15 protein-coding genes are annotated in these 21365 nt (G+C 57.8%); 9 read left to right on the forward strand and 6 right to left on the reverse strand.

Annotation, left to right across the window (positions count from 1 at the left end; genetic code table 11):
- Positions 1–10: 10 nt before the first annotated feature.
- The 5 genes from PHA01_RS11300 to PHA01_RS11320 all read left to right on the forward strand — a co-directional run bounded on the left by PHA01_RS11300 (position 11) and on the right by PHA01_RS11320 (position 5666).
- Entirely contained in the window at positions 11–1009 is a 999-nt protein-coding gene (locus tag PHA01_RS11300) for an ABC transporter ATP-binding protein (protein ID WP_271895446.1), read from the forward strand.
- 78 nt (positions 1010–1087) lie between these two features.
- Positions 1088–1864 carry an L-iditol 2-dehydrogenase gene (locus PHA01_RS11305; protein WP_271895448.1) on the forward strand — a complete coding sequence of 259 codons (777 nt, stop codon included), beginning with the start codon at positions 1088–1090 and terminating at the stop codon, positions 1862–1864.
- A 57-nt stretch (positions 1865–1921) separates the two neighbouring features.
- The gene (locus PHA01_RS11310) at positions 1922–3400 is read left to right on the forward strand and encodes a mannitol dehydrogenase family protein (RefSeq protein WP_271895450.1); all 1479 of its coding nucleotides are present in this window, start codon (positions 1922–1924) and stop codon (positions 3398–3400) included.
- The gene (locus PHA01_RS11315; RefSeq protein ID WP_271895452.1) at positions 3397–4083 is read left to right on the forward strand and encodes an HAD family hydrolase; all 687 of its coding nucleotides are present in this window, start codon (positions 3397–3399) and stop codon (positions 4081–4083) included. Before PHA01_RS11310 ends, PHA01_RS11315 begins: the two co-directional genes overlap by 4 nt.
- A complete protein-coding gene (locus PHA01_RS11320; protein ID WP_271895454.1) occupies positions 4083–5666 on the forward strand; it encodes an FGGY-family carbohydrate kinase in 1584 nt (527 codons plus the stop codon). The genes PHA01_RS11315 and PHA01_RS11320 overlap by 1 nt, the downstream gene beginning before the upstream one ends.
- A 66-nt stretch (positions 5667–5732) precedes the next feature.
- On the opposite strand, the gene polA is transcribed toward PHA01_RS11320, so the two are convergent.
- Entirely contained in the window at positions 5733–8684 is a 2952-nt protein-coding gene (gene polA / locus PHA01_RS11325) for a DNA polymerase I (RefSeq protein WP_271895456.1), read from the reverse strand.
- 418 nt (positions 8685–9102) lie between these two features.
- On the opposite strand from polA, the gene PHA01_RS11330 reads away from it, so the two are divergent.
- Positions 9103–10503: a M20/M25/M40 family metallo-hydrolase gene (locus tag PHA01_RS11330; protein WP_271895458.1), complete on the forward strand. Its 1401-nt coding sequence runs from the start codon at positions 9103–9105 to the stop codon at positions 10501–10503.
- A 56-nt stretch (positions 10504–10559) separates the two neighbouring features.
- A complete protein-coding gene (locus PHA01_RS11335; protein WP_112525573.1) occupies positions 10560–11177 on the forward strand; it encodes a ribonuclease D in 618 nt (205 codons plus the stop codon).
- Here PHA01_RS11335 and PHA01_RS11340 read toward each other — a convergent pair whose 3' ends face one another.
- Together PHA01_RS11340 and PHA01_RS11345 are read right to left on the reverse strand one after the other, a co-directional pair.
- The gene (locus PHA01_RS11340; protein ID WP_271895461.1) at positions 11178–12293 is read right to left on the reverse strand and encodes an acyltransferase family protein; all 1116 of its coding nucleotides are present in this window, start codon (positions 12291–12293) and stop codon (positions 11178–11180) included. It lies immediately after the preceding gene.
- A gap of 557 nt (positions 12294–12850) precedes the next feature.
- A complete protein-coding gene (locus PHA01_RS11345) occupies positions 12851–13027 on the reverse strand; it encodes a hypothetical protein (RefSeq protein ID WP_271895463.1) in 177 nt (58 codons plus the stop codon).
- Between the two features lie 176 nt (positions 13028–13203).
- On the opposite strand from PHA01_RS11345, the gene PHA01_RS11350 reads away from it, so the two are divergent.
- Entirely contained in the window at positions 13204–15393 is a 2190-nt protein-coding gene (locus PHA01_RS11350; protein ID WP_271895465.1) for a transglycosylase domain-containing protein, read from the forward strand.
- 199 nt (positions 15394–15592) lie between these two features.
- On the opposite strand, the gene glpK is transcribed toward PHA01_RS11350, so the two are convergent.
- The gene (glpK, locus tag PHA01_RS11355; protein WP_271895467.1) at positions 15593–17083 is read right to left on the reverse strand and encodes a glycerol kinase GlpK; all 1491 of its coding nucleotides are present in this window, start codon (positions 17081–17083) and stop codon (positions 15593–15595) included.
- Between the two features lie 341 nt (positions 17084–17424).
- Here glpK and PHA01_RS11360 point away from each other — a divergent pair, with 341 nt between their 5' ends.
- Positions 17425–18228 carry an SDR family NAD(P)-dependent oxidoreductase gene (locus tag PHA01_RS11360; protein WP_183661034.1) on the forward strand — a complete coding sequence of 268 codons (804 nt, stop codon included), beginning with the start codon at positions 17425–17427 and terminating at the stop codon, positions 18226–18228.
- Between the two features lie 357 nt (positions 18229–18585).
- Here PHA01_RS11360 and xylA read toward each other — a convergent pair whose 3' ends face one another.
- Positions 18586–19896: a xylose isomerase gene (gene xylA / locus PHA01_RS11365; protein ID WP_271895470.1), complete on the reverse strand. Its 1311-nt coding sequence runs from the start codon at positions 19894–19896 to the stop codon at positions 18586–18588.
- Positions 19893–21347 carry a xylulokinase gene (gene xylB / locus PHA01_RS11370; protein ID WP_271895472.1) on the reverse strand — a complete coding sequence of 485 codons (1455 nt, stop codon included), beginning with the start codon at positions 21345–21347 and terminating at the stop codon, positions 19893–19895. Before xylB ends, xylA begins: the two co-directional genes overlap by 4 nt.
- Positions 21348–21365 lie beyond the last annotated feature (18 nt).

Here is a 21365-nt window from a genome sequence, read left to right on the forward strand (position 1 = left end):
GGGAAGTATTATGGGAAGCATTACACTCGAAAAAGTATCGAAATCATTTGGAACCACAGCGGTGATTCCGGAAATCGACCTTGAAATCGTTGATGGTGAATTCGTTGTCTTCGTCGGTCCTTCGGGCTGCGGCAAGTCCACACTCTTGCGGATGATCGCGGGTCTTGAAGATTTGAGCGGTGGCCGCATCATCATCGATGGCAAGAATATGTCGAGCGAGGCGCCTGCCAAACGCGGCCTCTCCATGGTATTCCAGTCCTATGCGCTTTATCCGCATATGAGCGTCTATGGTAACATCGCATTTCCCCTGAAGATGGACGGCCAGGACAAGGCTGCCATCGACAAAAAGGTCAAGGACGCGGCGCATATCCTCAATCTCACCAACTATCTCGATCGCCGGCCCGGACAACTATCCGGCGGTCAGCGCCAGCGTGTCGCAATCGGTCGTGCAATTGTGCGCCAACCCAAGGCGTTTCTCTTCGACGAGCCGCTATCCAATCTTGATGCTGCACTTCGCGGCAACATGCGGCTGGAGATAAGCGATCTGCATCACCAGCTGAAAACGACGATGATCTACGTCACCCACGATCAGGTGGAGGCGATGACGATGGCCGACAAGATCGTCGTCCTGAATGCCGGACGTATCGAACAGGTCGGATCACCACTGGAACTCTACAAGACCCCCAAAAATGTCTTCGTTGCCGGGTTCATCGGCTCTCCGCGCATGAACTTGATCGAGGGACAGGAAGCGGCCAAGCACAACGCGGTCACACTCGGCGTGCGGCCGGAACATGTGCGTATCTCGAAGACCGAGGGCGCCTGGAAGGGCACTGTGGGAGTGACGGAACACCTCGGCTCCGACACCTTCATCCACGTACAGGTTGACGGCCTCGGCAAGATCACCGTGCGGACCGACGGCGATTTCAGCACCGATTTCGGCCAGCAGGTGTTTCTCACGCCCGAACCGGCGCGGCTGCATCGCTTTGATGCGAACGGCCAGGCAATCTGAACAATTCGAGGAAAAGTGGGAACCGGTTTTCCGTCCGGAAATTGCGAAAAATAAAACAGAGATAATGAGTGCAATGAAATGAACAGACTGGCAGGCAAGACGGCATTTATCACGGGCTCGGCGCGGGGCATCGGGCGTTCGTTCGCCGAGGCCTATATACGCGAAGGCGCGGCGCATGTAGTCATCGCCGACATCAATCTGGAACGTGCGCAGGAGACTGCCAGGGAACTTGGCAGCCAGGCGCATGCGGTCCGCCTTGATGTTACAGACCAGACCTCGATTGATGCCTCCGTGAAGGAAACCGTCGACAAGTTTGGCGGAATCGACGTGCTGATCAACAATGCCGCTTTGTTCGATCTGGCACCGATCGTGGAAATCAGCCGTGAAAGTTACAACAAGCTGTTCGCCGTCAATTTCTCCGGCACGCTGTTCACCTTGCAAGCTGTCGCCAAGGCGATGATTGCACGCGGCAAGGGCGGCAAGATCATCAATATGGCCAGTCAGGCGGGGCGTCGCGGCGAGCCACTGGTCGCGATTTACTGCGCCACCAAGGCTGCGGTGATCAGCCTTACCCAGTCCGCCGGCCTGAACCTCATAGAACACGGCATCAATGTGAACGCCATCGCGCCGGGTGTGGTCGACGGCGAGCACTGGGAAGGCGTGGACGCCCTCTTTGCCAAGTATGAAAACAGGCCGCGCGGCGAGAAGAAACGCCTCGTCGGTGAAGCAGTGCCCTATGGCCGCATGGGCACCGCCGAAGATCTGACCGGCATGGCGATTTTCCTCGCAAGCAGTGAGAGCGATTACATTGTCGCGCAGACCTACAATGTCGATGGCGGCAATTGGATGAGCTGATGTTTCCGCAGCGCTGAACGGTGCATGCAACCTATAAGAATAGAAGGGTTAGGCCCGATGACTGTAAAACTCTCGAAAGCCGCGCTGCAGAACCTGCCGGAGAATGTCGGCGTTCCTGGCTATAGCCAGTCCGACCTGAAGGCCGGGATCATTCACTTCGGCATCGGCAATTTCCACCGTGCACATCAGGCCGTCTATCTCGACGCGTTGTTCAACGCCGGGACAGATCATGAATGGGGTCTTGTCGGTGCGGGTGTGCTTGCCTCCGACGAGGTCATGCGGCAGAAGCTCAAGGAGCAGGATTGGCTGACCACGGTCGTCGAACAAGACAGCGGACACCGGGTCGCGCATGTCACGTCGTCGATGATCGATTATCTGCAGCCCGGCGATAGTTCAAATACCATCACACGACTTGCTGATCCCGAAATCCGTATCGTTTCGATGACCATCACCGAGGGTGGTTATTTCATCGATCCGGCTTCAGGCGTGTTCAATCCGCAGCATCCGGCAATCGTGGCCGATGCAGCCGACATCACAAATCCGAAAACCGTCTTTGGCCTTATCCTCGCTGGCCTCATTCGCCGCCGCAACGAAGGCACCGCGCCGTTCACCGTCATGTCCTGCGATAATATTCCAGGCAATGGCCATGTAACCAGCGATGCCGTCAGCGGCTTGGCCGCGCTAGTCGATGCGAATCTGGCCGAATGGATCAGGCAAAACGTTGCGTTCCCCAACAGCATGGTCGATCGCATCACACCTGCGACAACCGATCGCGAGCGCAACCTCCTGGCGACGGATTTCGGCATAGATGATAATTGGCCGGTTTTCTGCGAGCCATTCAAGCAATGGGTGCTGGAGGACCATTTCCCCACCGGGCGACCGGCGCTTGAAAAAGTTGGCGTTACCTTCGTCAGGGACGTCGCACCGTATGAGCTGATGAAAATCCGCATCCTCAATGGTGGTCATGCGGCGATTGCCTATCCCGCAGCTTTGATGGATATTCATTTTGTCCACGAGGCCATGGAAGAACCATTGATTCGCGAATTTTTGACCAAACTTGAGCGGGAGGAGATTGTTCCGGTCCTGCCGCCCGTACCCGACATGCCGTTCGAGGACTATTTCGACCTCATCGTGCGGCGTTTCTCCAATCCGAAGATCGGCGACACGATCCAGCGCCTCTGCCAGGATGGCTCCAATCGCCAGCCGAAGTTTATTCTGCCGACGACGGCAGACCGGCTGAAAGCCGGCAAGAGCGTAACCGGCCTCTCGCTGGTTTCGGCGCTTTGGTGCCGCTTCTGCGCAGGGACGACCGATACAGGCAAGCCGACGAACTATCTTGATGCCAGCGCTGAACGCTTGAAAGTTGAAGCCTTGAAGGCCAAGGATGATCCGAAAGCATTCCTCGCGATGACCGATATTTTCGGAGAGGTCGGCACATCGCCGATTTTCGCCGAATCGTTCTCGCGAATCCTCCGGACGCTCTGGGACAAGGGCGCGCGCGAGACCCTCAGGCTCTACCTGGATGACAAGCTTTGACGACAGCGAAACCAGATCTGGTGATATTCGACTGCGACGGCGTTCTCGTCGACAGTGAACCGATTTCCATATCTGTCCTGCTCGAGATGATTGCCAAGAACGGCACTGTCATGTCGGAGGATGACGCCTACGACCGTTTTCTCGGGCGCAGCATGACGACGATCAGCAAGGTCCTGCACGAAGAATATGGTTTCGCCGCAAGCGAGGCGGATCTCGATGAGATGCGGGCCAATCTCTTCGCTCGCTTCGAACTCGATCTGAAGGCAATACCGGGTATCGCAGAGACTCTGCGCAAACTTGATGTGCCGCGCTGCGTGGCCTCATCGAGCCAGCCCGATCGCATTCGCCTGTCGTTGAAATTGACAGGATTGCTCGATCTTCTGGATCCGCATATTTTCAGTGCCACGATGGTAAAACACGGCAAGCCGGCACCGGATCTTTTCCTGCTGGCTGCGAAAACGATGAAGGTCGAGCCGAAGGACTGCCTCGTGATTGAGGATAGCCCGGCCGGGATCGAAGCGGCCAAGAGTGCCGGCATGCGCGTCTTTGCTTTCACCGGCGGTACGCATTCGCGCGGCGGACGGCTCGAGGCTGCACTTGCGTCCCGTAATCCAGACCGTATATTCAGCGACATGTTGGAGTTGCCGGGCTTGCTCACGCAGGCCACACCGAAAGTTCGTTGATGCCGGAATATCTCTGTGCTGTAGATGTCGGGACAGGTAGCGCGCGTGCGGGCATTCTCGATGCCAGTGGAAAACTCCTTGGTCGCGTCGAACATCCAATCCTGATGAACCAGCCGCTTGCCGGTCATGCGGAGCATGATTCGGAAGACATATGGAAATCCGTCTGTATCGCCGTACAGGGCGCCGTTGCCGCGTCCAAGGTCGATCCCTCCCATGTCGTTGGCATAAGCTTTGATGCCACCTGTTCCCTCGTCGTTCGAGATGAAGAGGGCAGTCAACTGACCGTCTCGACGTCCGGCGAGAAACGCTGGGATACAATCGTGTGGCTCGATCACCGCGCGCTGGATGAGGCGGATGAATGCACGGCGACCGGTCACAAAGTGCTGAGCTATCTCGGCGGCGTCATGTCGCCGGAAATGCAGACGCCGAAGCTGATGTGGCTGAAGCGCCATCTGCCGGAGACATGGAACAAAGCCGGCTATTTCTTCGACCTTGCCGATTATCTGAGCTGGAAAGCATCAGGTTCGCTGGCCCGTTCGCAATGCACCCTGACTTGCAAATGGACTTATCTTGCGCATGAGCTGGAGGGCTGGCAGCCGGATTATCTTGAAACCATCGGCCTGGAGGATCTGGTTGAGCGCGGCAATCTGCCCGAGCGTGCCAGTCCCATGGGGGCAGATGTCGGACGGTTGACGCCCGAAGCCGCCAAGGCGCTCGGGCTGACCACTTCCTGCCACGTCGGAGCCGGGTTGATCGATGCCTATGCCGGCGCGCTTGGCGTACTCGGCGGCTTTGCCGGTGATCTGTCACAGATCGATCGCCACCTCGCGCTGATCGCGGGTACGTCGAGTTGCCTTATGGCGCTATCGCAAGAGCCGATCTCGTTCAGCGGCGGCTGGGGGCCGTATTATGGCGTCGCTCTGCCGGATTGCTGGCTCAGCGAAGGCGGACAGTCCGTGACCGGAGCGTTGCTGGACCACGTCACCCGCTGGCATGGCGCTGTCGGTGATCCGAACGCTGCCGTGCACAAGAAGATCACCGAACGGATCATGGAACTGCGCGAAAGCGAAGGGCCGGATCTCGCCAGCCGCCTGCATGTTCTTCCGGATTTCCACGGCAATCGCTCGCCGCTCGCTGATCCGCACGCGGTGGGTGTGATCAGCGGTCTGACACTGGACGCATCGTTCGACAGCCTCTGTCGGCTCTACTGGCGCACTTGCGTCGGAATTGCGCTGGGTGTCCGGCACATTCTCGATGCGCTCAATGACAAGGGCTATGCCATTGATACTATGCATGTGACCGGGGGCCATACCAAAAGCCCGTTGCTGATGGAGCTTTATGCGGACGCCACCGGCTGCACGGTGATCACATCGGCAGCCGAAGATGCCGTACTCCTCGGCACGGCCATGGTGGCTGCGACGGCGGCCGGCCTCTATCCCGATTTGCCTTCCGCCTGCATTGCCATGAAACAGGGTGGCCGGCCGCGCCAACCGGACCCGACCGCGCGCGCCCGTCTCGACAGGGACTACCGTATTTTCCTTGAGATGCATGCCCAGCGCAAAGTGCTGGATTCGCTGCAGTAACGAAAATTGTGGAAGCAGTGTGCCGGCCTGACCCTCCCCACAAAGGGGAGGGTTTGGCGGCTGATCCTAATGCGCTTCATCCCAGTTATGAGCCGCGCGCGCATCGACGTGCAGCGGCACCGACAGCGACACCGCAGGCATGGCGGCATTTTCCATGACATGGCGAATGACTGGAATAGTCGCCTCGACTTCTTCTTCGGCAGTCTCAAAAATCAATTCGTCATGCACCTGCAGGAGCATACGCGCCGAGAGCTTGGCTTCATTCAACGCGGGTTCCATGCGCACCATCGCCCGGCGAATGATATCGGCTGCTGAGCCCTGGATCGGCGCATTGATCGCGGCACGTTCATTGAATGCCCTGTGTGTCGGGTTGGACGAACGTATCTCCGGATAGTGTGCACGACGGCCGAAGATCGTTTCGACATAGCCATGCTGGCGGGCGAAGGCTTTCGTCGCTTCCATGTAATCCTTGATGCCGGGGAAACGATCGAAATAGGTGCGGATATATTGGCCGGCTTCCTCGCGCGGAATGGACAGCTGATTGGCGAGACCGAATGCCGAAATGCCATAGATGATGCCGAAGTTGATCGCCTTGGCGCGGCGCCGAACCTCCGAAGGCATATCCTTCACCGGCACGCCGAACATTTCGGAGGCAGTCATGGCGTGAATGTCGATGCCATCGGCAAAAGCCTGCGTCAATTGCGGAATTTCGGCGACATGCGCCAGCACCCGCAGTTCGATCTGGCTGTAATCGGCGGAAATCAACTTGTTGCCCGGCTCGGCAATAAAGGCGGTGCGGATCTTGCGGCCCTCGCTCGTGCGCACCGGAATGTTCTGTAAATTCGGTTCAGACGACGAGAGGCGTCCTGTAGAGGTCGCCGCCATGGCGTAGGAGGTATGCACGCGCTTGGTCTGGGGGTTGATATAGCCGGGCAGCGCGTCCGTATAGGTCGATTTGAGCTTAGTCAGCTGGCGCCAGTCGACAATCTTGCGTGGCAGCTCGTGACCCTCCGCAGCAAGATCTTCAAGGAGTTGGGCCGATGTGGACCATTGCCCGGTCTTCGTCTTGGAACCACCGGGCAAGCCCATCTTGCCAAACAGGATATCGCCCATCTGCTTCGGCGAGCCGATATTGATCTTCTCGCCGGCGAGCCGGTAGATGTCCTCCTCGATCGCTGCGGCGGATTGGGCGAGATCACCCGACAGGCGCGAAAGGATCTGTCGATCGACGGAAATGCCGCGCTCTTCCATGCGTGCAAGCACGGGAATAAGCGGCCGCTCCAGCCGCTCGTACACCGACACCAGCCCGTCGGCGACGAGACGAGGCTTTAGCAGACGCCAGAGCTGCAGGGTGACGTCGGCATCTTCCGCCGCATATTCTGTTGCCCGCTCGATAGAAACCTTGTCGAAGGTGACCGATGACTTGCCCGAGCCGATCAACTCCTTGTGGGCGAGCGGCTTGTGACCCAACCAGCGATCGCAAAGGCTGTCCATGCTGTGACTGCCTTCACCGGCATCAAGCACATAGGAGATAAGCATCGTATCGTCGAGTGGATGAAGATCGATCCCGTAGCGGTGCATGACCAGCCACTCATATTTCATGCTGTGCGCTATCTTGAGGACCGACGCGTCTTCGAGAAGCGGCTTCAACATGCGAAATACTTCGCGCTCGGGTATCTGGTGCTCGACCAGCCCGCCGCCAAGAAGATCGCCGTCGCCGGAAACGTGATTGATCGGGATATAGGCAGCACGTCCCGGCCGCGTCGCCAGCGACAGTCCAACGACTTCGGTTTGCATAGGGTCTGCAGACGTGGTTTCCGTGTCGAAGGCGATGACACCTGATGCCATCGCTTCGTCAATCCAGACCTGCAGCGTAGCAACATCCCGAATGGTGGCATAGGAACTGCGGTCGATCTTGGCTGCAAGAGCCTGGTCGGTACGGGCCTTCACCAGGCCGGCGGGTGTTCCCTCAACATTGCCAAAAGCTGGCTTGGCGCTACTCGTTGCTGATGCAGCCGGTTTTGGCGGGCTGGGGAGATCGCCTTCGGACGCGACATCAAGGTCGGGTCCGTGCGCCTCTGCAACAGCCTGGATGAGTACGTTCGCCGGTTCGATCTCGCTGGCTTCGACGCCCGTTGCCTCTGCCGCACGGCGCGTCAGCGCATTGAACTCCATCGCCTTGAGAAAGGCGACGAGCTTGGGGCCGTTTTGCGGCTCCAGGCTGAAATCCTCGATGCCGACATCGACCGGGGTATCTGTCTTCAAAGTTACCAGCTGGCGGGAGATGCGAGCCTGTTCCGCATACTGGATAATGTTCTCGCGCCGCTTTTGCTGTTTGATCTCGCCGGCCCGTGCAAGCAGCGTATCGAGATCGCCGAATTCCTCCAACAACTGTGCCGCCGTTTTCGGCCCGATGCCGGGAATGCCCGGCACGTTGTCGGTTGAATCGCCGGTCATCGCCTGCAGGTCGATCATCTTCTCAGGCGGCACACCCCATTTCTCGATCACGTCGGGGATGCGGATCTGCTTGTCCTTCATGCTGTCGTACATCGTCACCATCGGCGTGACGAGCTGCATCAGATCCTTGTCTGAAGAGATGATGGTGACCTCCGCGCCGGCCGCTTCGGCCTGGCGGGCGTAGGTGGCGATCAGATCGTCCGCCTCATAGCCGTCCTTTTCGATGCAAGGCAGGTTGAAAGCCTTGGTTGCCTGGCGAATCAGGCCGAACTGCGGGATGAGATCTTCCGGTGGTGCCGAGCGGTTTGCTTTGTACTCCGGATAGATTTCCTTGCGGAATGTATGCGACGAATAGTCGAAGATCACGGCAAAGTGTGTGGGCGTATCGCGGACGGACGTGTCGCGCGCTTCCCGCAGCAGCTTCCACAGCATGTTACAGAAACCCGACACAGCGCCGACCGGCAAACCGTCGGATTTGCGAGTCAGAGGAGGTAATGCGTGATAGGCTCTGAAGATATAACCGGAACCGTCGACGAGGAAGAGATGATCACCTTTTTTCATGGCGCCTACGATTAAATGATGATCGGGGAAAAGGGAATGCGGTGTCTTTCGGTTTCGCGGAAACTACCCTTGGAAACATAATCATCCTGACATTTGCGCATCACACCTTTGTTACAAATATGTAATCTCTTGTGCCCTTGAATTGCCACGGTTTGCCCCCCAAATCCATACTTGTCGACGTTAGATCGATGTCCGGTTTATAAGGCTCGTCCCCCGCCTAACGCCGGACTTGCGGCCAGCCTCATCCCCCTCTCCAGGGTTGACCGCAAAGTGAGTGTAGTGATCTGGTCGCCTGTGGTCCCCCCGCCACGGCGGCCATTTCTTTTGGGCGATGGGACGCAGCAATTTTATGTGCCGCCGCGTCCAAAATGCGCTAAGAAGAACTCCCTTCACCAATTCCAGCCTTTCAGGAAATAGCATGTCAGCTCTCGAACCTGTGTTGAATACGCTCGATAATAATTTGGATAAAAGCCTGGAGCGGCTTTTCGATCTCCTGAAAATCAAGTCCATCTCGACCGATCCCGCCTTTAAATCCGAGTGCCGCAAGGCTGCCGAATGGCTGGTTGCCGATCTGAAATCGATAGGCTTTGAAGCCAGCGTCCGCGACACGCCGGGCCATCCCATGGTCGTTGGCCATCATGAAGGCCCAGGCGCCGATGCGCCGCATGTCTTGTTCTATGGCCACTACGATGTGCAGCCGGTGGATCCACTCAATCTGTGGGATCACGATCCTTTCGAACCGGCGATCAAGGATGTCGGTAATGGCCGCAAGATCCTGACGGGTCGCGGCACATCCGATGACAAGGGTCAGCTGATGACGTTCGTCGAAGCTTGCCGCGCCTATAAGGAAGTGCACGGCAAGTTGCCGGTCAAGATCTCCATTCTTTTTGAGGGCGAAGAGGAATCAGGCTCGCCATCGCTGAAGCCGTTTCTCGACGCTCACCGGGATGAACTGAAGGCGGATTTTGCTCTCGTCTGCGATACGGGCATGTGGGACGGAGATACCCCGGCGATCTCGGTTGGTCTGCGTGGTCTTGTCGGCGAAGAAGTCGTCATCAAGGCTGCTGATCGCGATCTCCATTCCGGCATGTTCGGCGGCGCTGCCGCCAACCCGATCCGTATCCTGGCCAAGATCCTAGCCGATATTCACGACGAGGATGGCGGGGTGACCATTCCTGGCTTCTATGACGGCGTTGAGGAAACGCCGACGCAGATCCTGCAGATGTGGAAAGGGCTCGATGCCACGCCGGAGAATTTCCTGGGGCCAGTCGGCCTTTCGATACCGTCCGGAGAAAAGGGTCGTTCGCTTCTCGAACTGATCTGGGCGCGCCCGACAGCCGAATTTAACGGCATCACCGGCGGCTATACGGGGCAGGGTTTCAAGACGGTGATCGCGGCTGAAGCCTCTGCCAAAGTGTCGTTTCGGCTTGTGCACAAGCAGGATCCGGCGAAAATCCGCGAAGCTTTCCGTGCCTTCGTCCGCGAACGCGTTCCTGCCGATTGCTCGGTCGAGTTCCATGAACACGGTGCATCGCCCGCAATCCAGCTTTCCTACGAATCGCCGCTGCTTAGCAAGGCGAAGAATGCTTTGAGCGACGAGTGGCCAAAGCCTGCCGTGTTGATCGCCATGGGCGGATCGATTCCGATCGTCGGGGATTTCCAGCGTATGCTCGGCATGGAATCGCTGCTTGTCGGCTTCGGGCTGGAAGATGACCGCATCCACTCTCCGAATGAAAAATACGAGCTGACCTCGTTCCACAAGGGTCAGCGCTCCTGGGCGCGCATTCTCGACGCTTTGGCAATTCCAGGAAAAGTGTGAAGCGGTTTTACCAATCGGAAGTGCGTACGCAAAAATAGAAGTGACAGGAAACGACAATGACCATCCGCTTTCACCGCAATGATCTGCCCGACCTCAAGCATTATCAGGTCGACGCTGTCGCAATCGACACCGAAACGCTCGGGCTCAATCCGCATCGCGACCGGCTCTGTGTCGTGCAGATATCACCGGGCAATGGTTCGGCGGATGTGATCCAGATCGACAAGGGTCAGACGGCAGCGCCGAATCTCGTCAAATTGCTTGGCGATGACGCCATCACCAAGATTTTCCACTTCGGACGGTTTGATCTGGCGGTACTTTTCCACGCTTTTGGGGTCATGCCGAAGCCGGTGTTCTGCACGAAGATTGCCTCGCGTCTGGTGCGCACTTACACGGACCGCCATGGTCTGAAGGATCTCTGCAGCGAGCTTTTGGAAGTCAATCTCTCCAAGCAGCAGCAATCATCGGATTGGGGAGCCCCCGATCTGTCGCAGGCGCAGCTTGAATACGCCGCTTCAGATGTCCTTTATCTGCACCGTTTGCGCACGATCCTGCAGCAACGGCTCATTCGCGACGGGCGTTCGGAGGAAGCAGCAGCTTGCTTCGAGTTCCTGCCAACTCGCTCCAGGCTCGATTTGATGGGATGGGACGAGCAGGATATCTTCGCCCACAGCTAATTATTCAGCTGAGGCCAGCGCCCCCCGTGGAGACGGGGCGCGATCGATATGGGCCCATTGCGGCCGCTTGAACAGAAACCGGCCATAGCCATTCCACTGGATCAGCCAATAGAGAACGACCGGACCGATCACGCCGCAGATGACGGTCAGAAGCGAGATCGTGCCGATATCGGTGATAATGCCGGTCTTCAGGAGAACGGTACGGGCCAGCGCCATCGGCAGAAAGAAGGCGAGATAGACGACGATCGAATGCGCTCCAAGCCAGCGCAGCGGCTTCACGATGGCTTCCCACGACTGCGCCACATGGGCAATCAGCGCGGAAACGGACACGATCGCCAGCGCTCCGGCACCTCCGGCAGCGAGTGAGATCAGCGGCACGTTAGCCCATCCGCCAAGCCCGCCCGACGTATAGGCCTCCGCGGGTATCCATGCGGCGAAGGCCTCGGACGCGGGCGTGAACACCAGAAAACCATTGATCAATGCCCATCCGGCGATGATGAGGAGGGCCGTAACGGGCCGCTGCCGCAGCCATTCGGCCAGGCGGAATATCGCCGGTGCAAATGCATAGCCAGCGAAGAAATAAACGAAACGGCTGCAGAATTCATCGATCACCAGCCAGCCTGTATGGATCGGCAATGTTTCGAGCACGGCAGCGATCAGCAGGATCAGCCAGACATTGACGCCTTTGACGAGGCGCGTAACGACAAAGAAAACCGGCAGGAGATAGATGAACCACAGCGTGCCGAACGGCTGGATGAAAGCCAGCAGATAGGCGGATAACGCTCCCCCTGTGCCGCTCTCCGCCACAATGCCTGGCGCCTTGAACAGGAACTGGATGGTCAGCCAAAGCACGTAGAAATAGGCGAAGTGCACGATTTTGCGATCGGTATAGCGCAGCCACGAGCGGTCGATCACAAGGCTGAGAAACAAACCGGAGATCATGAAGAAGTCGGGCATGCGGAAAGGTTGGGCAAAAGCAACGACAGGATGCATCCAGCCGCGCGCACCGGCTTCGTTCTCGACGCCGAGCACCGAATGCATCATCACGACAAAGATGATGCAGATACCCTTGGCGATATCGACCCAATCGACGCGTGCTTTTTCACCCGTGCTCATAACTTTGTGCCCCAGAACCCATTCCCCTTTGATACGCGAAAATTGAGAAGGGAAAGTAAAATTCGGGTGATAACGCGTCGAAATCGAAGAAACAAAAAAGCCGGGCAGAAGCCCGGCGAATTGTGAACGCTAAAGCGTCCAGAGGGGAACACGCAACGAGTGAAAAATGGGAGGAGAACCACTCGTTACGCAAGGATTAAAGTAGAACCACCCGGGCAAGTTTTCAAGGGCCGCAAAATAATATTTTACGCGCGCGATGATTTTAGGTCGTGAACCCATAAATCTGGCCGAAATGGTAGAAGGCCATTTGTTCGGATACAACGAGCAAAGGCGATGGCAATGTTTATCCATTGTCGAGCCTTTGCGTCAAAGTAGCCGGGCAAATGGACCCTATCCTCCGGACGCCGAAACGGCTGCAAGCTGCAGTGTCGAACCGTTTGGCCGGGGGAAAGACCCCGCCCTTCCCAGTTCTCCTCGCATCTTCTTGCCGTTTCAGGCGCCATTTCGATCAGATTTATGAGTTTACGACCTACCTGAAACCCGCGATATTATTGTGTTTATTGGCTGGGAACGGAGAATTCCTGCAGGTCCTTGCAGACGCCGTGTCCGCGCAGCTGACAGCCGCCGAGGCGATACTGCGCTTCCGCGTCAGGGTTTGGATTGAGCCTCTGGAACGCGCCACCGCCACAACCGCTCAAAATCACCACCAAACCTGCAAAAACGACAAAACGCATAATGTACTCCGTGAGATTGCTCGGTCGACCCTAGCGCCGGTTGGCCGGTTTCTCAATCGCGATAGTCCTCGATCCAAATCGCGGATCGGGTCTTAACCGCACCTTAAATCGCCGCATTTACCCTGCAACGGGGCGCTTGCAATTATTCGGGCTCATCGGGGCGGGACTTCTCATCAATGGCATCACGCGACAAGGGCAGACAGCGCATTGAGCCCGGGTTCGGTACGGACCGCCGCTCGGGCGATGATTTGCGCGCAGATCCGGAGGACAGGCCTGTGGCAAAACGCAAGACGGCACGCAAACCGGCCAAATCGCAACGTGGCAGATCGCGCCGCGCCCGCAGCAGCGGCGGTTTTCTTGGTGCGCTGCGCCGTCTGGTCTATTGGTCGTTCGTTCTGTGCATCTGGGGCGGGATAGCCTTGGCGGGCACTGTCATTTACTTCGCCGCAAAAATGCCGCAGACGACCACATGGGCCATTCCCGATCGTCCGCCCAACGTCAAGATCGTTTCGGTCGAGGGTGACCTGATCGCCAATCGAGGCGCCTCGGGCGGCGAGGCGATCAGCCTGCATGACATGTCGCCCTATCTGCCGGAAGCTGTCGTCGCCATCGAGGATCGCCGGTTCTATGCGCATTTTGGCGTTGATCCGATCGGCTTCACGCGTGCGATGGTTGCCAATGTCATGTCCGGGCGGCTTGTTCAGGGCGGCTCGACCATTACCCAGCAGCTGGCCAAGAACCTTTTCCTGACGCCGGACCGCACCATCGAACGCAAGGTGCAGGAAGTCATGCTCGCCCTCTGGCTCGAGCAAAAATATACCAAGGATCAGATTCTAGAAATGTATCTGAACCGGGTCTATCTCGGTTCCGGTTCCTATGGCGTTGCCGCAGCCTCCCGACGTTATTTCAACAAATCGGCCAAGGAAGTGACCCTGCCGGAAGCCGCATTGATTGCCGGGCTGTTGAAGGCACCATCGCGCCTGTCGCCTGCGCGTGATCCGAAAGCCGCGCGTGAACGGTCGCAGCTCGTGCTCGCGGCCATGCGCGAACAGGGCATGATCGGCGACAAGGAACTCAACTTCGCCATGAAACAGCCGGCAACCCGCGCCGCCTCCTATTGGAGCGGTTCGGAGCAATATGTCGCCGATCGTGTCATGGAAGACTTGCCGGATCTGATCGGCGATGTGCGTAGCGATGTGATCGTCGACACCACTGTCGATCTCGGGCTGCAAAAGCTCGGCGAGGCGTCGATCCGCGATCTGATCAGCAAGAATGGTGAGAAACTCAATGTCTCGCAGGGCGCGCTGGTTTCGGTGGATGGCACCGGCGCGGTGAGGGCGCTGGTCGGCGGCTACGATTATGCCAACAGCCAGTTCGATCGTGCGAGCGAGGCCAAGCGTCAGCCGGGCTCTGCATTCAAGCCGTTTGTCTATCTATCCGCGCTTGAGCAAGGGTTCACACCTGAATCCGTTCGCAACGACGCGCCAATCCGTATCGGCAACTGGACGCCGGGTAATTTCAACGGCAAATATTTCGGCAAGGTCACCTTGGCTGAAGCATTGGCGCGCTCGCTGAATTCGGTTTCGGCGCAGCTCGTGATGGAAGTCGGCGCGACGACAGTCGTGTCGACAGCCCATCGCCTCGGCATCGAGTCGAACCTCACGGCAAACGCTTCACTGGCACTTGGAACATCGGAAGTCACGCTTCTCGAACTGACCGACTCTTTCGTGCCATTTGCCAATGGCGGCTACAGGGCGCCGCCCTATATCATCCGCCGCGTGACGACCAATGAAGGCAAGGTTCTCTACCAGCACAAAAACACCGCTACAGACCGTGTCATCGATCCGCGCAATGTCGGCATGATGAATGCCATGCTGCGCCAGACAGTCGATACGGGTACGGCGACGAAAGCCAAATTCGGCTGGCCGGCAGCGGGCAAGACCGGGACCAGCCAGAACTTCCGCGATGCCTGGTTCATCGGCTACACATCGAACCTGACGACCGGCGTCTGGTTCGGCAATGATGATGGCAAGCCGACGAAGAAGATCACCGGCGGCTCGCTGCCAGCCATCGCATGGAAAGACTTCATGGTTGCTGCACACAAGGGCGTGCCGGTGGCGCAGTTGCCGGGTGATTATCAGCTGCATCAGCAAGTCAATGACGGCAACGATATCTTGCCCTCTTCGGGGGTTGATCCGACCGTACCAGCAGCCGAGGGCGTGCCTTCCGCGCAACTCGATCCCGTCGGTCCGGTTCCTCCTGCGGATCTCGGTGATCAAACCGGATCAACCCGCCCTGTGCCTCCCGGAGAGGTTGGCCACAAGGGCCGCAAGACGACGCTGTTCGATCTGATCATGGGCAATTGAGCATCGTTCTTATCTCCCCCCCTGTGGGGGAGAAAGCGATTTCAGCATCTTAGCCTCTTTGCTAAGTGCTAGAAATCGCAAGAGAGGGGATTTTATATATTGCGCTCCAAATCCCCTCACTTGGATTTTCTAAGGATTTAGCGAAGGGGCTAAATCCGAGAAAATCCTTTCTCTCCCACAAGGGGAGAAATAACTCCCGCTAACTCGTCAAAGTCCGCTTCACCGCGACCCGCCATCCTGCAATCTTGGCCTTTCGCGTCTTGTCGTCCATCTTCGGCACAAACCGAGTGTCGCGTTCCCAGGTCTTGGCGAAATCGCGCTTGCCCGGCCAGATGCCCGCCTTCGAGCCCGCCAGCCATGCGGCTCCGAGTGCCGTCGTTTCGAGAATCGTCGGCCGATCCACCGGCGCATCGAGAATGTCTGCGAGACGTTGCATCGTCCAGTCGGAAGCGACCATGCCGCCATCGACACGCAGAACGGTCTTGGTTCCGGACGACTTCCAGTCCTTGCGCATCGCATCGAGCAGATCTCGCGTCTGATAGGCAACCGATTCCAGAGCGGCGCGGGCAAATTCGGCCGGACCGGTGTTGCGGGTAAGGCCGTAGATGGCGCCGCGCGCCTCGGCATCCCAATGCGGCGCGCCAAGGCCGACGAAGGCCGGAACAAGATAGACGTTCTGGCTCGGATCGGCCTGGTCGGCGAGTTTGCCGGTTTCAGGCGCCGAGCCGATGATCTTCAACCCGTCCCGCAGCCATTGCACGGCGGCGCCGGCAATAAAGATCGAGCCTTCCAGGGCATAGGTCGTCTTGCCATTGAGACGGTAGGCAATTGTCGTCAGCAGCCGGTTCTTCGACAGCACCATGTCGCTGCCTGTGTTGAGAACGGCAAAACATCCGGTTCCATAGGTGGATTTGAACATGCCCGGCTCGAAACAGGCTTGCCCGATAGTCGCCGCGTGTTGGTCGCCCGCAACACCGAGAATGGGAATGGAAGCGCCAAAAATGTCAGCTTCGGCGGCGCCGTAATTTGCCGCGCAGTCCTTTACCTCCGGCAGCATGGCGCGAGGAATGCGGAGGATGTCGAGGAGTTCATCGTCCCATTCATTCGTCGCTATGTTGAAGATCAACGTTCGCGAAGCATTTGTAGCGTCGGTCGCATGCACCTTGCCGCCGGTCAACCGCCAAATGAGGAAACTGTCGACCGTGCCGAAGAGTAGTTCGCCGTTTGCAGCGCGTTTGCGTGCGCCGGGGACCTTGTCGAGTATCCAAGAGAGCTTGGTGCCGGAAAAATACGGATCGAGCAGCAGGCCTGTCTTCTTCGTGAACGTCTTTTCCAGGCCCTGCTTTTTCAGCTTCTGGCAGAGCGGCGCCGTTCGCCTGTCTTGCCAGACGATGGCATTGTGAATTGGTTTGCCGGTCTCCTTGTCCCAGACGATGACCGTCTCGCGCTGATTGGTTATGCCGATAGCCGCAACGTCGCCGGCCTCTATCTTGGCGTTCTCGATCGCCACTTCGCACGTTTTGAGTACCGATCGCCAGATTTCTTCCGGATCATGCTCCACCCAGCCAGATTGCGGATAGATCTGCGTGAATTCCTGCTGGCTCTTGCCCACAACCTTGCGGTTCTTGTCGAAAACAATAGCGCGGCTCGACGTCGTTCCCTGGTCGATGGCCAGAATATATCCGTTCATGCTTCCCCCCTAGAGCAAATTTTGCCTGAATAGAGCCAGTTCTGTTTCTCGGATGGCGAGACAATCCACACGGAAGGTGGCGAGGCCGATGTCTTTCCATCGTCCGACGCCGCCTGACAAAGTGGTTGGCCGCCAGCCGGAAACCCGAAGGGCCGGGTGAATTCGGGGCCAAATCCATCGGGCTTTAGCATCGTCCGATGGAAAGGCATCGGCCTCGCCAAACCCCTTGACCTTGTCCACGAATTCCCTCCGGCAGAACGACTCTATTTGGACAAAACTTGCTCTAGTTTGCGCGCCACGATATTGGCTTCGCCCGGGCGGATCAATCGTTGCGACATGATATGCCTCGAATTTTGCAGTGCGATAAGCTATTGCTGGTGCAACGGAGTATTCCCATGACCAATGAAGAACCACGCAAGGTACTTGTCCTGACGGGCGCGAGCCGCGGTATCGGCCACGCCACTGTCAAACGCTTCTCGCGCGCCGGTTGGCGCGTCATCACCTGTTCCCGCCAAAGCTTCGACGATAATTGCCCTTGGCCGGCTGGTCCAGACGATCACATAAAAGTCGATCTCGCAGACCCCGCCGATGTCGACCATGCGGTGTCCGAAATCAGGCAGAGGCTCGCGGTGGAGGGCGGCAAGCTCAATGCGCTGGTCAACAATGCCGGTATTTCACCGAAGAACAGTTCGGGGGCCCGTCTCGATTCCATCGAGACCCCCATGCAGACATGGATGAGCGTATTCCAGGTGAACTTCTTCGCGCCCATCATGCTGGCGCGTGGCCTGTTTGCCGAACTTGAGGCGGCGCAGGGATCTGTGGTGAACGTGACATCGATTGCCGGCAGCCGCGTCCATCCTTTTGCAGGAACCGCCTATGCTACGTCCAAGGCGGCGCTGGCGTCTCTTACACGCGAAATGGCGTCGGACTTCGGGCCGCATGGCATTCGCGTCAATGCAATTGCACCGGGCGAAATCGACACGGCGATTTTGTCTCCCGGCACCGACAAAATGATTGAGCATCTGCCACTACGGCGGCTCGGAAAGACGGCTGAGGTGGCCGAAACGATTTACTTCCTTTGCACCGAATCGTCATCCTATGTGACGGGTTCCGAGATCCATATCAACGGCGGCCAGCACGTTTAGAGCGCGGAGGCTTACCCTCCCCCTTGTGGGGAGGGACGGAGCGGAGCGACGGGGAGGGGTCTTTCTTAGCGTCGCAAAATACCCCTCCCTGCTGCTGCGCAGCCTCCCTCCCCACAAGGGGAGGGTTATTGGGCGGTGGCATCTGACAACGCGTTACTGCGAGTCAATTGTGTCCTGACCTCACAAAAAAGCCACGGTATCGCCACGAAATTCGGGATAAGTTTTGGCGAATTTGGCGCAAGAATAGCTCGTTTTCACTCAAAAACGGAGTGAACGCGCACAAAGATTCGCCGGCTCTATTCCAAGGCTCTAAGGAATAAGTTCTCAGCTGAGAACTTATTCCTTTCATGAGTAGCGTCAAACGTAGCGATTAACGACGTTTTCCAGATATTCCTGGCGTCCGGAGCGCGGCTGCGGCTGCAGGTTTCTGTCATTGACTTGCTTTGCGATCTCTTCAAGCGAGACCTTTCCAGAGAGCAGGGCCTGCGCCTCTGGTTTCGACCAGCCAGCATAGCGATCATCGACAAACCCGGTCAAAACCTTGTCCTCGACCATCTTCGCCGCTGCCTTGAGGCCTCGCGCGCAAGTGTCCATGCCGCCGATATGCGCGATCAGCAAATCCTGCGGATCAAGCGACTGGCGGCGCAACTTGGCGTCGAAATTCGTGCCGCCGGACGTAAAGCCGCCGGCCTTGAGAATCTCGTAGTAGGCGACCGCAACTTCTGGCACGTTGTTCGGGAACTGATCCGTATCCCAGCCCGACTGGTAATCATTGCGGTTCATGTCTATCGAACCGAAGATGCCAAGCGCCGCTGCAGTGGCGATTTCATGCTCGAACGAATGCCCGGCGAGAATGGCGTGGCCCTGTTCCAGATTGACCTTGACCTCTTTCTCAAGGCCGAAGCGCTTGAGGAAACCATAGACCGTCGCGGCATCGTAGTCATACTGATGCTTGGTTGGCTCCTGTGGCTTCGGTTCGATCAGGATCGCGCCCTTGAAACCGATCTTGTGCTTGTAGTCGACAACGAGGCTCAAAAACCGGCCCATCTGGTCGAGTTCGCGCTTCATATCGGTGTTGAGCAGCGTTTCGTAGCCTTCGCGTCCGCCCCAAAGAACGTAGTTCTCGCCCTTCAGCTTTTGCGTCACATCGATACAGGTTTTCACCGTCGCGGCGGCATAGGCAAAGACATCCGGGTCAGGATTGGTCGCGGCGCCCGACATGTAGCGGCGGTTGGAAAAGAGGTTGGCAGTGCCCCACAGAAGCTTGGTCCCGGTCTTTTCCATTTTCGCTGCAAAATAATCAGCGATTTCATGCAGGCGTTTGTCGCTTTCCGCGATGCTGTCGCCTTCTGGGCGCACGTCGGCATCGTGGAAACAGAAGTAGGGTGCGCCGAGGATCGAGAACATTTCGAACGCCACGTCGGCCTTGAGCTTGGCTCCATCCATCGTATCGTTGAACCAGGGACGCTCGAAGGTCTGTCCGCCGAACGGATCGCCGCCCGGCCAGACAAACGAATGCCAATAGGCAACGGCAAATCGCAAATGGTCCTCAAGCCGCTTACCAAGAACGATTTCGTCGGGGTTGTAAAAGCGATAGGCGAGCGGATTGGTGCTGTCCGGCCCTTCGTACTTGACTGGTTTTACGTCGCCGAAAAATCCGCTGCTCATGATTGAACTCCTTTTAATGCTGGGTAGAGATTGTGGTAGCGATTGTACGCCGCGTCGAAATTGCCGGTGAGCCTGGCTTCCGGTTCGATCGTGTAGTCGGTTGCTGGCGCGGCGCAAATCGCCCGTGGATCGGCTTTTTCAGCAGCGATCAATCCGAGGCGCGCTGCACCAAAAGCCGCACCGAAATCGCCGTCCGCTGGTACATCGACGGGGATATTCAGCGCAGTTGCGATGGCTTTAAGCCAATAGGTCGAACGCGATCCGCCGCCGACCGCAGTGACACGATCGAGTTTGGTGCCCGCCGCCGCAAGTGCGTTGAGGCAATCGCGAAATGCGAAAGCTACGCCTTCCAAGACCGCTTGTGTCAGGACTTTGCGGTCGCTGCCATGCTCGAGCCCTTGAAACGAACCCCGAATTGCCGAATCGTTGAGCGGCGTACGTTCACCGGAAAGATACGGCAGGAAAGTCACGCCCGACGGTGCGCGTAGTTCATCGCCCAGTTCTCCGGTAAGTTCGGCAGGTTTGCGCGATGTAATGCCAGCGTACCAATTCAGTGCATCGGTTGCCGACAGGATAACACCCATTTGATGCCAGGTATCGGGCAAAGCATGGCAGAATGTGTGAACCGCGCTCTCGGGATTTGGCAGATAGGAGCCATTGGCAGCAAAGAGCACGCCGGATGTTCCGAGCGAGACGAAGGCATGGCCTTCGCCGACCGTCCCCATGCCGCAGGCCGAAGCGGCATTGTCGCCCGCTCCGCCCGCAACAACAACGCTGCTACCCATGCCCCACCGTGAAGCGATATCCGCCTTGAGGCTGCCGGTGACTTCGGTCCCTTCGACCAGCGAAGGCATGTGGCTGACATCGAGACCGGTTGCGGCGAGAAGCTCCGGTGACCACGCGCGCTTGCCGACATCGAGCCATGACGTCCCCGCAGCATCCGACATTTCCGACACGTGTTCCCCGGTGAGCCACAACCGCAAATAATCTTTTGGCAACAGCACGCGGCGCAGCTTGGCAAACGTCTCCGGCTCGTTGTTCCTGACCCAAACGACCTTCGGTGCGGTAAAACCTGGAAAAACAATGTTGCCGCTCAGCGCCCTAAACTGCGGATTGCTGTCGAGTACGGCAGCCTCCTTGTGGCTGCGGGTATCGTTCCACAGGATGCAGGGACGAAGTACCTGATCATTGCTGTCGAGTAGCGTCGCGCCATGCATCTGGCCGGATAGGCCGATGCCTTTGACTGCAGCAAGCTCTTTGGCATGCGTGGTTTTGAGCGCCTGAATTGCGTCTTCGGTGGCCTTGATCCAATGCGATGGATCCTGCTCCGACCAGCCGGAATGTGGTCGTGAAATATCGAGCGTCCCGGTTCCGGAGCCGATGACCGATTGGTCTTCGTCGATCAACAGCGCCTTGACGCCGGACGTGCCCAAATCGAGGCCAAGATACATGGATTCTCCTCCTGAATT

Source organism: Candidatus Phyllobacterium onerii (assembly GCF_028331445.1).
Lineage (GTDB): Bacteria > Pseudomonadota > Alphaproteobacteria > Rhizobiales > Rhizobiaceae > Phyllobacterium > Phyllobacterium onerii.